Annotated in this window: 10 protein-coding genes; 4 read left to right on the top strand and 6 right to left on the bottom strand. The window is 53.4% G+C overall.

The window, feature by feature from the left end; translation table 11 throughout:
* Window positions 1-75: 75 nt before the first annotated feature.
* Window positions 76-1,512: an undecaprenyl-phosphate galactose phosphotransferase WbaP gene (gene wbaP / locus BTJ39_RS11685; RefSeq protein ID WP_078002880.1), complete on the bottom strand. Its 1,437-nt coding sequence runs from the start codon at window positions 1,510-1,512 to the stop codon at window positions 76-78.
* Between the two features lie 749 nt (window positions 1,513-2,261).
* Here wbaP and BTJ39_RS11680 point away from each other — a divergent pair.
* Entirely contained in the window at window positions 2,262-3,827 is a 1,566-nt protein-coding gene (locus tag BTJ39_RS11680) for a TerC family protein (protein WP_078002879.1), read from the top strand.
* A 48-nt stretch (window positions 3,828-3,875) separates the two neighbouring features.
* Here BTJ39_RS11680 and asmA read toward each other — a convergent pair whose 3' ends face one another.
* From asmA to udk, 3 genes are read right to left on the bottom strand one after another with little or no spacing between them, the layout of a single operon-like run.
* Window positions 3,876-5,675 (bottom strand): outer membrane assembly protein AsmA, encoded by a 1,800-nt coding sequence (gene asmA, locus BTJ39_RS11675; protein ID WP_078002878.1) that lies wholly within the window; start codon window positions 5,673-5,675, stop codon window positions 3,876-3,878.
* A gap of 18 nt (window positions 5,676-5,693) precedes the next feature.
* Window positions 5,694-6,275, bottom strand: a complete 582-nt coding sequence (gene dcd / locus BTJ39_RS11670; RefSeq protein WP_078002877.1) for a dCTP deaminase — start codon at window positions 6,273-6,275, stop codon at window positions 5,694-5,696.
* Between the two features lie 46 nt (window positions 6,276-6,321).
* Window positions 6,322-6,969, bottom strand: a complete 648-nt coding sequence (gene udk, locus BTJ39_RS11665; RefSeq protein WP_078002876.1) for a uridine kinase — start codon at window positions 6,967-6,969, stop codon at window positions 6,322-6,324.
* 278 nt (window positions 6,970-7,247) lie between these two features.
* Between udk and BTJ39_RS11660 the strand changes: the two genes are divergently transcribed.
* From BTJ39_RS11660 to yegD, 3 genes are all read left to right on the top strand, one after another.
* Complete coding sequence (locus BTJ39_RS11660) at window positions 7,248-7,871, top strand: phosphatase PAP2 family protein (RefSeq protein WP_078002875.1); 624 nt, start codon at window positions 7,248-7,250, stop codon at window positions 7,869-7,871.
* Between the two features lie 160 nt (window positions 7,872-8,031).
* On the top strand, window positions 8,032-10,584 hold the full coding sequence (locus BTJ39_RS11655; protein ID WP_078002874.1) for a diguanylate cyclase domain-containing protein: 2,553 nt from the start codon (window positions 8,032-8,034) through the stop codon (window positions 10,582-10,584).
* Window positions 10,585-10,743: 159 nt separating this feature from the next.
* Complete coding sequence (yegD, locus tag BTJ39_RS11650) at window positions 10,744-12,099, top strand: molecular chaperone (RefSeq protein ID WP_078002873.1); 1,356 nt, start codon at window positions 10,744-10,746, stop codon at window positions 12,097-12,099.
* A gap of 122 nt (window positions 12,100-12,221) precedes the next feature.
* On the opposite strand, the gene BTJ39_RS11645 is transcribed toward yegD, so the two are convergent.
* Together BTJ39_RS11645 and BTJ39_RS25295 are read right to left on the bottom strand one after the other, a co-directional pair.
* The gene (locus tag BTJ39_RS11645) at window positions 12,222-13,184 is read right to left on the bottom strand and encodes an aldo/keto reductase (protein WP_078002872.1); all 963 of its coding nucleotides are present in this window, start codon (window positions 13,182-13,184) and stop codon (window positions 12,222-12,224) included.
* On the bottom strand, window positions 13,181-13,303 hold the full coding sequence (locus BTJ39_RS25295) for a hypothetical protein (protein WP_277869773.1): 123 nt from the start codon (window positions 13,301-13,303) through the stop codon (window positions 13,181-13,183). The genes BTJ39_RS11645 and BTJ39_RS25295 overlap by 4 nt, the downstream gene beginning before the upstream one ends.
* Between the last annotated feature and the right edge of the window lie 113 nt (window positions 13,304-13,416).

Raw genomic sequence — 13,416 nt, 5'->3', positions numbered from 1 at the left:
AATAAGACCGGTCTCAACACCATTCCAGGCCCGAATCCTGCCTGAAGTTATCTTCAGGCGTCGCTATCTCTGGTATTAATAAGCGCCGTCACGTTTCAGCACAACGCCAATAGTCTTAAACAGGATGGCGATGTCATTCCACAACGACCAGTTTTTTACATACCAGGAGTCAAAATAGACCCGGGTCTCGTAGTCAACATCATTGCGACCACTGACCTGCCATAATCCGGTCATGCCTGGTTTTGCCATCAGGTAATAATCCACATCACCTGCATAACGCTCAAGTTCATCTTCAATCACCGGGCGCGGCCCGACCAGACTCATCTCACCGCGAACGACATTCCACAGTTGCGGCAGCTCATCAAGGCTGGTTTTGCGAATAAAGTGACCGATACGGGTAATACGTGGATCGTTTTTTAATTTGAAATCCTTATCCCATTCAGCGCGCGCTACCGGGTCGGTACGCAGCACCTCTTCCAGAACTTCTTTCGAATTAACTACCATAGAACGAAATTTAAGGCATTTGAATTTTCGTCCGTTTAATCCTACCCGCTCATGGCCGTAAATCGGATTACCCCCGTCACGCGCCACCATAAAAATCAGCGCAGCCAGCGCCGGCATCAGCATAACAATAATACCCAACGCACCGACAATGTCGAAAACGCGTTTAAGGAAGCGCGAAGTTCGTTTCGCCAGGTTATTGTTCACACGCAGAATCATGACTTCATGGCTAAAGATATAAGCCATATCTGTGCCATAAAGTGGTACACCACGTAAAGAGGGAATCACTGAAACTGAACGGCAATTATGCTTAGCCAGGTTTTTTAACCAGAGATCGCGATACTGGCTTTGCTCATATTCCACAGCCACAATAAGCTGGGTTTCGCTGGTAACGCGTTGCCAGAGTTCTGATTCATCCTTAATGACCGGCAATCCCAGCAGCTCTTCCTGCGGCGTTGATCCATCTACGCAATAAAAAGCAACCACGTTAAATCCACCCTTAACTTCACTACTTTGCAATGCCATCCATGCATCACATGCATTTTTTCCACTGCCAATAATGATAGTCTCTTTGCGCCAAAGGTTGTGACGATTTAACGCGCGTTTGATAATCGCGCGCATCAGCGGTATCAACACCAGCGCCAGCAGCCAGGTAATGACCCAGATGTTGCGGGACATATCCCACTTAGATAACGCAGTAATAGAAAGGTCTATAACGGAAAAAATAAGAATAGTTCTGAATATTTCTTTTAGTTCAAACCAGAATGGTTTGCGATAGGTGTAATGACGCAGACGTACCCAGAACCAGACAATGCAAATTACAGAAAGGATACTATGGGTAATAATTTTAAGATCCAGGCTTTTTTCAGAAATACCGTCAAGAACGTTGCCGGAAAGACTATTAATTATCCAGATAGCAATAAATAATGCAGCATTAAAACAAATTAAATCTGAAGCTGCGAGCGTCAGTTTAATAACCAGCCCTTTATAATTGAATTCAATATCGCGCATATTTAACTCTTAGTTTTTATCTTCAGGAGTCTGTACTTTTAACGGCATCCATTAAAACTGCTCAACTAATAATCACCTCTACTCATACTGCTTTTCAGCAACCAGTAGTTTTCATTACTGGCCCGTTTTACTCAGCAGAAGGCCATCAGCAATTTCCGATTACCTGACGCTTTCGGACACGCTACCGCCCCTGGCTTGTAGCTGCCACCGTGCTGTAAGCCTGCAAAATTTCCGGGTTTGTATCCAAAGTCTGAAACGGCCAATCGCTAATTCCTGATAAAACCCACTCGCGCTCACAGTTACAGAACTTTCTTATCTGTTACTATGGAAATATCATAATTTAGCGCCGACACTGTCTTACAGGTTGGTATACTAGTTATAATTGGCTCGTTTACAAGAGCCGAGCCAGGCACTGTTCTGCTTTTAGGAATAAGACTAACTCTGCGCCAGATATAGCATTCAGACGGCATCCGCAAAGTCAATATCCTTATCTCCCATAACAGTTTGTTTTCAGAATTACTCCATGCTTATCAGAATAACCCTTTCCTGCTCCGGTGATATTTAGTATCCAATAACACCTGTTCATCTCCTATGCGATTAGTCCTGATTTCAGGAAAAACAGCATGCAGATTTAATAACCAGAAAAATACGCAGAATTGCCATCATGCTGTCATCTATTCCGCTGCCGGTTGAATTGTTGCCATTTCACTATCATGATTACAGCTATCTTCATCGCTCGCGGGGAATGTATGTTCGACTGGATTACCGATCCGTCCATTCTGGCCGGACTGATCACGCTGATAGTACTAGAGCTGGTACTGGGAATTGATAATCTGGTTTTTATTGCCATTCTGGCGGGAAAAGTGCCGCGACATCAGCAGGACCGGGCCCGCATTATCGGCTTGCTTTTAGCGCTGCTGCTGCGCCTCGGCCTGCTTGCTTCCATCTCCTGGCTGGTCTCGTTCACCCGCCCCTTATTTAACATCGCGTCACTCTCTTTTAGCGCCCGAGATTTAATCATGGTCACTGGCGGTGCATTTCTATTATATAAAGGCACCACCGAGCTCAATAGCAGGCTGGAAGGAAAGCACCAGCAAGAACAATCCGCGGCGGGCAGCGCGCGTTTCTGGCCCGTGGTCGCGCAAATTGTGGTACTGGACGGTATCTTTTCACTGGATTCAGTGATCACCGCCGTCGGCATGGTTGACCAGCTGGCGGTAATGATGGCTGCGGTCATCATTGCAATTGCGCTGATGCTGCTGGCGAGTAAACCGTTAACTCGCTTTGTTAACAGCCACCCCAGCGTGGTGATCCTGTGCCTCAGCTTTTTAATGATGATTGGCTTTAGCTTAATCGCGGATGGCTTTGGCTACGCGGTACCCAAAGGCTATCTGTACGCCGCGATCGGTTTTGCGGTAATGATTGAAAGCTTTAATCAGCTGGCGATGTTCAATCGCAGACGTTTTCTGGCCGCCGGCCTGACAATGCGTAAACGCACTAGCGAAGCGGTACTGCGCCTGCTACGCGGTCATCATGAGCAAGCGGAGTTAGACAGCGAAACCCTGTCGCTGGTAGCCGATAACGAGCAGGCCATCTTTAATCGCCAGGAGCGCCTGATGATTGCCCGGGTCATGAGCCTCGGGCAGCGTAATATCAGCAGCATCATGACTTCGCGCCATGATATTGAACTGGTCGATCTGGCTGAACCCCAGCATCGGCTACGGGAGCGGCTGAGAGACAATCAGCATACGCGACTCGTGGTTAATGAAAACGGCGGCGATCCGCTGGGAGTGGTACATATTATTGACCTGCTCGAACAGCAGCTGCGTGATGAACCACTTAATCCGGCACTCCTGCTGCGCCAGCCGCCGGTATTTCCCGAGCAGCTTCCGCTGCTGCAGGCGCTGGAACAGTTTCGCGGCGCCCGCACGCACTTTGCCTTTGTGGTCGATGAATTCGGTTCGGTAGAGGGAATAGTCACGCTAAGTGATGTTATGGAAGCCATTGCGGGCAATCTGCCGGCCGAAGGCGAATCGCTCGATCCGCGCCATGATATACAGCAGAATGCCGACGGCAGCTGGAGTGCCAGCGGCGCTATTCCGCTGGAAGAGCTGGTCAACTATATCCCCCTGCCCCTCAACGAGAAGCGCGATTATCACACGCTGGCTGGCCTGCTTATGGAGAACCTGCAGCGCGTCCCCCTGCAAAATGAACAGGTCACCATTGGCAACTTTCTGCTACGCATCGAAGCGGTGGTAAACCACCGCATTCAGAAAGTCAGCATTCTGCCCCTGGCGCCGCCCCGTCAGTCCTGAAGCGGCCAGGACTGAATGCCGAATGGTTTAATCATTCGCAGCCGCCATTCAGCCTTTTTTCTGGCTATCCTGCCACTGACGAAGGCGCTTGAGTGCCTCGTCTTTTAGCTGATTGCGCAAAGCATCATCCAGCTGCAAAGAGTAAGCGGGGTTCGCCCAGCTACCGTATATGCGCAGCGGTATCGCCGTATTTTGCAGGCGCTGTACCAGCTGGCTGTCGCCCTGCCATCCGCCGCTCACTACGATAGCGAACAGCATATCGCTGGTGCGATGCGCTATATCAACCTGCCCCTGCCCCTGCAGAGTCATGATGTTATTTTCCCCCTGCAGATCCCGCAGGCTAATCACCCCGTTATTCAGACTGGCGCTGGCGCTGAGCTGTTTTAAGGTGCCAACCGCGTCCCGCTCATTGCCCTGAACGCGGGCATCGCTGCGACGGGCAGCCTGCTGAACCATCCGCGCAAAATTCAGCCCGGAAAACTCCGCATCTTTCAGCTGCAGGCTGGCGTTCCCCTGCCAGTCTTGTTTGGCAGCCGCCAGGCTCATGCCTTTTCCGGCGAGCTCGCCTTGCAGGCTCAGTTTGCCGCTAAGAACCACCGGCAGATTAAACGCTTTAAGCAACGCGGCGACGTCCAGCCCCTGAAGGTCCGGCCTGATGCTCACCAGCGTATCCTTGCCGCGCACGTTGATACTTGCCGGCAGCGAAAAATTACCGTCGGCGCTGTTGCCGCTAAAGCGCGAAAGCGTCAGCAGGCCTTTATGGTTACTGGCATTGAGTTGAACATCGCTAAACGCCATTCCGCGCCATTGGAACTTATCCATGGTGATTGCCAGCGTACCATCAGCCTTATTTAGCGGTGAATTGGCGCTATCGTAAATCGCCGGTTTAGCAATAACCGGCGGCCGGGCGCTGCTTAATGCGCCTTTCTGCTCGCTGGCGCCTGACGATGCAACGCCCATCAACGTATCAAGATTAAGATTGGCGGCATGAAGATTCACATTCAGCTGCGGATAGCCCGCCAGCGTACCGCTGATGCTGCCATCGAGCTGGCTGTCATTGGCGCTCAGGCTGATATTTTTCAGGCTAAACTGGTCGCCGTTATTCTGCCATCCGGCATCGAGGGACGCCTTGCCCTTAATACCTTCGCCCGGTAAATCCGGCCCGGATAGCTGATACTGCGCCTCGTCCAGCCGGGCGCTAAGGCGATCGGGGTACTGGCTGACATCCATGTTGCCATTGAGGGAAAATTGCAGCGTTCGCAGATTGCGGCTCAGCTGGCTGCTAAGCTCAAAATGCACCTGTCGACGGCTATCCTGCGACATGGAAAGATTCACGTCGCGCAGGTTTAATTCATTACCGTCCGGCTGTTGCCAGATAACCAGGCTGTCGCTCAGACGCAGATTAGCAATGTCAAACGACCAGTCATCGCCAAAGGACGACGTCAGCTCACTGCTATCGCCGGGCGCGACCGGGGCGTCGGTAGCGGGTTTCTTCTGACTGTCGGCGGTCAGACGCAGCACCGCGCCTTTCAGCATCACTTGCTTAACCGACAGCTGATGGGAAAGCAACGGCAGCAAATGCACGTCGAGGCGCATATTCTCGGCGGCGACCACCGGCTGATCCGCACCCGGCGCCTTGAGCGTTACCCGGCCGGAAAGAATGCTGAGCTGAGGCCAGACGTGCCAGCGCAAATCACCGTCAATAGTCAGCTTATAGCCACTGCGCTGTTCAACCTGCCGCGCCATGTAGCCACGAAAGTCATTAGGATTTACCAGCAGCACCAGCGCGGTCATCCCGGCAGCCAACACCACCACCAGAATGGCAAGTGTGGTGATTAATCGTCTCATGCCATCCTCTTAAGGGCGTTAATCTTTATCAATTCTGCTCGCCACCGCGCCCTGCTGGTCACGATATTTCGCGTCCTGACGGCGGTTATAAGGCCTGGCGGCGGGGCCGGAAAGCGGCTCAAAACTCAGCGCGCCAATCAGCATCCCCGGACGCAGCGCCAGCGGCAACTTACCTGAATTATAAAACTCCAGCACTATCCGGCCTTGCCAGCCCGGATCGATACGGTGCGCCGTGACGTGGACCATCAAGCCGAGACGCGCCAGAGAAGAACGGCCATCAAGCCAGCCCACCAAATCATCAGGCAGAGTAACCGATTCATAGGTTACCGCCAGCGCCAGCTCGCCAGGATGGAGGAAAAACGCCTCGTCTTCCGCCAGCACGATCTCCTCGCTCATCACCCGCTCAAGGGCGGCGCTCACTTCGTCCTTCGGCCCGCTCAGGTCAATGTAAGCCGCCGTATGACCGCTAAAGGTACGAAATTTATTACCAAGACGCACATCCACCGTCGCACCATTGATGCGCTCCACCGGCGGACGCGGCGCGATCGTCAGTTTGCCGCTGTCAAGCCAGGCTTCAATATCACGGTCGCATAATCTCATTTAACAACTCCGGGCTTTGTTGAAGGGATTTTACAACTGCGTCCCTTTAGTCCTGTTCAAAAAACTGATTAATTTTGGCTTTCAAAATATCAATGGCAATGCGATTTTTACCGCCGCGCGGCACGATAATATCGGCATATTGCTTTGACGGCTCAATAAACTGCAAAAACATCGGCCGCACGGTTTTCTGATACTGCTTCATCACCGAATCCATTGAGCGTCCACGCTCATTCACATCCCGCTTCATTCGCCGCATCAGGCAGATATCCAGCGGCGTATCGACAAAGATTGAAAAATTCATCTCCTGGCGCAGACGCACATCGGTAAGCAGCAAAATGCCTTCCAGAATAATGACCTTTTTCGGCTGATGACGCACAATTTCACCGGTGCGGGTATGCTCGACGTAACTGTATACCGGCAGGTCTATTGCCTGCCCCGCCTTCAGCATTTGCAAATGCTTCAGCAGCAAATCATGATCCATGGCGCTGGGATGGTCATAGTTTGTTTTAACACGTTCTTCCATGCTCAGATGGCTTTGATCTTTATAGTAAGCATCTTCGGGGATCACGCCGATATGCTCGTCTCCCACTTTGTCGCGCACTTCGCGATAGAGCGTACTGGCGATAAGACTTTTACCTGAAGCTGAAGCGCCAGCAATACCTACAATGACGCACTGGTGAGACTTGTCAGTCATACGATTAACGACCTGATTTCTAAACGGGTAAGGAAGGGAGAGTTGGCCTGATAGCCAACGGCGACAATTATAGGGATTTCCCCCCTTCCATGCCAGACAAAATGCGGCACAACGCTTTTCAGATTAAGCCGTTAGCCCCGACGCGATGAAACCAATAAACTTTCATTATGCGATTTAGCGCACAGTTTTTGCCCGCTGTCGGCGCCTTGCGAGCAGAGCAGGCGCGCAATTGAGCGCCGAAGCAGCCGGCAATAGCACGATAAAAAGAAGGAAACGATGTGTACTGGAAAACCCTGACTTACTTTGGCGACAGCATGCTGCTGATTCCGACGGCCATTATTCTGACGCTGGTCATTCCGTTTAAAAGCAGCGACAAACGAACCCTGTGGTACTGGATAATGACCTTTGGACTGGCTGGTCTGATCGTCAGCCTGTCGAAAATCGCCTTTCTCGGCTTTGGCATCGGCAGCGCGCGCTTCAATTTTACCGGTTTTAGCGGCCACAGTGCGATGTCGGCCACACTCTGGCCGGTGATGCTCTGGCTGTTGAGCGGCAGGCTGGGCACCAGTCGCTGGCGCTATGCTGCCATCGCTGTCGGCTATTTCATCCCGCTGATGGTCGGGGCCTCACGCCTGGCGCTACATTATCATTCAACCAGTGAAGTCATCGCTGGCCTGATTCTGGGCTATACCCTCAGCAGCGCCTTCCTGATGGCGCAGCGCAGCACTGCGGTTCGCGGCTTTTCACTGCTGCAGCTGGCGGCGGCGCTGGCGATACCCTTAATGCTGATGGGGCACGGACGCATCGCCACCACTCAGCAATTTCTGGCCCATCTTTCGGTGAAAATCGCCGGAATTGAACACCCCTGGACGCGCGCAAAGCTGCTGAGTATGAGGGACTGAAAAGCAGCTCCAGCCAATCCATCCGAAATAAAAGGCCGTGAAAACACGTTATATTGTACCGGCTAACGATCGTTATTAATTTCTTATGCTAGCATGGCTTTCAGGGCTTCTTTTATGCTTGCATCGCGCATGACCGTCTCGCGCATGCCTGGATACGTTAATGACGACTGATTCCTTGTTACATAGCCAGGGAGGCCGGCTTCCCTGGGCACAGGCGCTGCTACTGGGTTTGATAAGCTTTGTCAGCACCCTTTTTTGCCTGGAACTGATTAAAATCAACGGCGCTATCTCACCGCTGTGGTTTGCCACGCCGCTGATGGCGGTGGTCACTTTTCGCTTTCCGCTGCGCCAACTGCCGCTTTTACTGCCAGCCTGCCTGATTGGCGATCTGTTAAGCAATGCATGGGTATTCGGCGCAGGCTATCTCAATCTCAAATACCCGGCGGTCAATTTGCTACAGGCGCTCGCCTGCGGCGCATTATTACGTCTGGCGCTGAATCACCAAAACCCACTTAACTCGCTGTTCAGCTGGGTTAAGTTTCTGCTGATCGGGGTACTCATTATCCCTTTTGCCGGCGGGTTAGTGGCGCTGCTGACGCTTCACCATCCGCAGCTAAATAATTTCAACTTTTATAGCACCTGGGTGGTGTCCGAAGTATTAGGTATGCTCACGCTCGGTCCCGTTGGACTGTTATGGCAGCGTAGCAATGTGTTCAGACAGCGCCAGGCGCAGGCTATCGAGCAGAGTCTGACCCTGGTGGGGTCGCTGTTGCTGAGCTATATCGCACTGCGTTTTCTCCCCTGGCCCTTTACCTTCGTCATTATCATTCTTTTTTGGTGCGCCATACGCTTACCGCTGCTGCAAGCATTTGTGCTGTTTCTGGCAAACATCATGCTGATGTCGCTGATGATGGCGCTAAACATGATTGACTTACGTAACAGCTACCCGGACTTCAGCATTGCGCTACTCTGGCTGCCTTTTATGCTGGTATTAATTCCCAGCCATATGATGCTGATGGTCATGCACGAGGCGCGGGAGGAAAAAAAACATATTCAGGAGAGCGAAACGCGCTTTCGCAATGCAATGGAGTACTCCGCAATCGGCATGGCGCTGGTTTCGCCTGAAGGCCGGTTTCTGAAGGTAAACAAGTCATTGTCGCAGCTGCTTGGCTACCGGGAGAACGAGCTGCTGCAAATGCACTTTCAGCAAATCACCCATCCTGACGATCTCAGCAACGATATACGTCAGATCGATGCCCTGCTGCGCGGTGCGATTGAAAGCTATGAGCTGGAAAAACGCTATTTTCGCTGCGACGGTGAAGTTGTCCTGGTACAGCTAACCGTCTCGCTGGTCCATGACGCCGAAAATCTACCGCTCTACTTTATCTCGCAGATTGAAGATATTACCGGCCTTAAACGCACGCAGGAAACCAATCGCCGACTGATGGAGCGCATTACCCTCGCCAATAAAGCAGGCGGCATCGGCGTTTGGGAATGGAATATGAAAAGCGGCGTTATGAGCTGGGATAAACGTATGTTCGAAATCTACGGACTGCCGGCTGACGATAACGCAACCTACCTTACCTGGGCGAACAGCCTGTATGAGCCAGACCGCCAGCTGGCAATTGATGCATTTGATATTGCCGTACGCAATGCCAGCCCGGTAGATATTGAATTTCGCATTGATACCCTTCACGGCATACGTTACATCCGCGCCCAGGCAACCGTTGTTAAAGATGCCCAGGGGATCCCCGAACGTATGCTCGGCATCAACCAGGATGTTACCCGCATTCGCCTGCTCAACGAGGCGCTTTACCAGGAAAAAGAGCGTATGCACATCACGCTGGACGCCATTGGTGAAGCGGTCATTTCTACCGACGAGGAGATGAGGGTCAGCTTTATGAACCCGGTGGCGGAGCGCATGAGCGGCTGGACGCAGCTCAATGCCCAGGGCCAGCCGCTGAGCGCTATTTTGCGAATCAGCCGGGATCATGACGACCTGCAGATGGAGAACCTGCTGCGGCACAACCTGCCGCCAGACGATGACCAGCAGGATGATTTAATATTACACAACGACGCAGGGGAAAAGTTTGCTATCCACTACAGCATTTCGCCGCTGAAAACCCTCGATGGTGACAATATTGGCTCAGTGATTGTTATTCAGGATGTCAGCGAATCGCGCGAAATATTCAAAAAACTGAGCTACAGCGCCTCGCACGATATGCTTACCCGCCTGCCTAACCGGGTCAATTTTGAGCACCAGCTGAACCGCTTGCTGCTGTCGGCGGCAGAGCAGCGCCAGCAGCACTCGCTGGTGTTTATCGATCTTGATCATTTCAAAACGGTTAACGACAGCGCCGGTCATGCGGCTGGCGATGCCCTGCTGCGTCAGGTGGCCGGTGTAATGCGCTTGCAGCTGCGTGCCACCGATATTCTGGCCCGCCTCGGTGGCGACGAATTTGGCCTGCTGCTGGCTGGCTGCGCGCCCGATCAGGCGCTGCCGGTGGTGAAAAAAATCGTCTCTGAAATCAATCGCTTTCAATTTATCTGGCAGCAAACAAGCTACCACGTTGGCGCCAGCGCCGGTATCACGCTCATTAGCCGGGAAAATTGCCAGGCCAGCGACGTCATGGTTCAGGCCGATCAGGCCTGTTACCAGGCAAAGCACAAAGGGCGCGGTCAGGTCTGTATATTCCAGGCCGGTCAGCGTTGAGCGACGCGGGCGTTGTCATTTATTGCCGATGGCTGTCAGCCAGCATCTTCCGCTCACCATGGCTCAAGGTCTGGCGTTCACAATTCACCGATGATGGGTTGCCCTCCCCGCGTTGCCAGGCTAATCTCCTGTGCCTTTTCTCGGTTGGCGGAGTCACGGATGTTTATTGGTTTCGATTACGGTACGGCTAACTGTTCAGTCGCGGTGATGGAAAACGGCGCGCCCCGCCTGCTGCCGCTGGAAAATAACTCGCCGCTGCTGCCATCAATGCTTTGCGCGCCGGTTCGCGATGCCGTCAGCGAATGGCTGTATCGCCATCATCAGGTTGCCACGCCGGACAAAGAGAGCGCCGCGCTGCTGCGCCGGTCATTACATGCCAACCGGGAAGAAGATATTGAAGTCAAAACCGACAGCATTCAGTTCGGTCTCGCGGCTCTGGGGCAATATATAGACGACCCTGACGAGAGCTGGTTCGTTAAGTCGCCCAAATCTTTCCTCGGCGCCAGCGGTCTTAAGCCGCCGCAGATTGCCTTTTTTGAAGATCTGGTATGCGCCATGATGCTGCACATCCGCCAACAGGCGGAAGCTTCGCTGCAAACCGCCATTAGCCAGGCGGTTATTGGTCGGCCGGTGAACTTTCAGGGGCTGGGCGGCGAAGAAGCTAACAGCCAGGCTCAGGGCATTTTACAGCGCGCTGCTGGCCGCGCGGGCTTCAAAGAAATTGCTTTTCAGTTTGAGCCGGTCGCTGCGGGACTTGATTACGAAGCGACGCTCAGCCGTGAGACGCGCGTGCTGGTAGTGGATATCGGCGGCGGAACCACCGACTGCTCAATGCTGCTGATGGGGCCACGCTGGTGGCAGAAAGCGGATCGCAGTGAAAGCCTGCTCGGCCATAGCGGCTGCCGCGTTGGGGGTAACGATCTCGATATTATGTTGGCATTTAAGCAGCTGATGCCGCTGCTGGGCGCCGGCGGTGAGACGCAAAAAGGCACCGCGCTGCCCGCGCTGCCGTGGTGGAACGCCGTGGCGATAAACGACGTCCCGGCACAAAACGATTTCTATGCCAGCGGCAACCGCAAGCTGTTGCAGGATTTAATCCGCGATGCCGTGCAGCCGGAAAAGGTCCAACGGCTGCTGAAAGTCTGGCAGCAGCGTCTGAGCAACCGTCTGGTTCGCGTGGCGGAGGAGAGCAAAATTGCCCTCTCTGAACAGCCGCAAATCAACGCGAGTCTGGCATTTATTGAACAGCAACTGACAACCTCAATTACGCAGCAGGATATGGAGCTGGCGATCGTGCAACCACTGGAGCGCATGCGCCAGCAAATTAAGCTGGCTCTGGCGAGCAGCGAAACGCGCCCCGACGTGGTTTATCTGACCGGTGGCAGCGCCCGATCGCCGCTGCTGCGCGCGGCGGTAAGTCAGGCGCTGCCGGATACGCCACTGGTCAGCGGCGATGACTTTACTTCGGTTACCGCCGGGCTGGCGCGCTGGGCGCAAACGCTGTTTGGCCGCTAGCCGCGTGCGCCGGAATAAAAAAACGCAGACCAGCGGTGGAGAGAGCCCGGTCTCTGCCACGGTCGGTCTGCGCTTCAGCTGTTAGCTACCGCCCTTTTCCCGCCGGGCAGCGCGCGAAAATATTACCAGGCGCTGGCCTGCGCCAGCGTTTCAATTTCCGCCGGACTGAGCTTCAGCGCGGCGGCTTTTACCAGCTCGTCGAGCTGGCTTAATGAGGTCGCGCTGACAATCGGCGCCGTGATCCCCGGTCTGGCAATCTGCCAGGCCAGCGCCACCTGGGTGGCAGAAGCGCTGTGCGCTTTCGCGATCTCGTCCAGCGCCTCGATAATCCGTAGTCCTCGCGGGTTAAGGTATTTTTCTACCACCCCCTGACCGCGTTTACTTTTGCTGGCGTCTTCCGGTTTGCGGTATTTTCCGCTGAGAAAGCCGCTGGCCAGCGAATAGTAATTAATCACCGCGAGGCCGTTATTTTTCGCCACGTTTTCCAGCCCGCCCTCATAGTCTTTACGATCGTAGAGATTATATTCTGGCTGCAAAGTTTCGTAGCGCGCCAGGCCATGATCGGCACTGACCTTCAGCGCTTCCGACAGTCGCTCTGCGCCGTAGTTGGAGGCGCCAATGGCCCGCACCTTGCCCTCTTTAATCAGCGCATCGAACGTTTCAAGCGTCTCCTGCAACGGTGCATCCCGATCGTCGCGATGGGCCTGATAGAGATCGACATAATCGGTTTGCAGGCGGCACAGGGAATCGTCAATCGACCGGCGAATATGCTGGCGACTCAGGCCAGTACGCCCTTCTCCCATATCCATTCCGACCTTGGTCGCAAGGATAATTTTGTCGCGTTTACCGCTTTTCTTCAGCCAGTTACCTATAATAGTTTCGGATTCGCCGCCCTGGTTACCTTCGGCCCAGCGTGAATAGCAGTCTGCGGTATCAATAAAATACAGTCCTTTCTCCACCAGAGCATCCAGCAGGGTAAAGGAGGCGTTTTGATCGACCGTCCAACCAAATACGTTGCCGCCGAACGTCAAGACGGGCACCTGAATGTCGGTGCGGCCTAATTGACGATGTTCAAGCTTGCTCATGATTGTTCTCCTGTTGTTGCGTTTTTTTGCGCACCCATAAGCATAAACACTTTTTTCTGTTCTGTTTTGCAGGAAAGCACACCGGTATTTTCAACGAGTAGCAGAAGACTTAATGCCATCTAAACGTTATCCTTATTTCCTTCATTTTTTGGCGCTATGCACGGTTTAAACTGAAAAGGACGTTGCCTGACGGGCGGCATTCCTGGATTTATTATTACCCTCAGGAGAGAAA

The organism is Izhakiella australiensis (assembly GCF_002006995.1).
Classification (GTDB): domain Bacteria; phylum Pseudomonadota; class Gammaproteobacteria; order Enterobacterales; family Enterobacteriaceae; genus Izhakiella; species Izhakiella australiensis.
Note: the sequence above shows the minus strand (reverse complement) of the source record. Positions and strands in the feature narration are given on the sequence as shown.

What these genes read in the sequence shown, in the direction of transcription:
- wbaP (WP_078002880.1), bottom strand. Translation starts at nt 1,512, where the DNA reads ATGCGCGATATTGAATTCAATTATAAAGGGCTGGTTATTAAACTGACG.
- BTJ39_RS11680 (WP_078002879.1), top strand. Translation starts at nt 2,262, where the DNA reads ATGTTCGACTGGATTACCGATCCGTCCATTCTGGCCGGACTGATCACG.
- asmA (WP_078002878.1), bottom strand. Translation starts at nt 5,675, where the DNA reads ATGAGACGATTAATCACCACACTTGCCATTCTGGTGGTGGTGTTGGCT.
- dcd (WP_078002877.1), bottom strand. Translation starts at nt 6,275, where the DNA reads ATGAGATTATGCGACCGTGATATTGAAGCCTGGCTTGACAGCGGCAAA.
- udk (WP_078002876.1), bottom strand. Translation starts at nt 6,969, where the DNA reads ATGACTGACAAGTCTCACCAGTGCGTCATTGTAGGTATTGCTGGCGCT.
- BTJ39_RS11655 (WP_078002874.1), top strand. Translation starts at nt 8,032, where the DNA reads ATGACGACTGATTCCTTGTTACATAGCCAGGGAGGCCGGCTTCCCTGG.
- yegD (WP_078002873.1), top strand. Translation starts at nt 10,744, where the DNA reads ATGTTTATTGGTTTCGATTACGGTACGGCTAACTGTTCAGTCGCGGTG.
- BTJ39_RS11645 (WP_078002872.1), bottom strand. Translation starts at nt 13,184, where the DNA reads ATGAGCAAGCTTGAACATCGTCAATTAGGCCGCACCGACATTCAGGTG.
- BTJ39_RS25295 (WP_277869773.1), bottom strand. Translation starts at nt 13,303, where the DNA reads ATGGCATTAAGTCTTCTGCTACTCGTTGAAAATACCGGTGTGCTTTCC.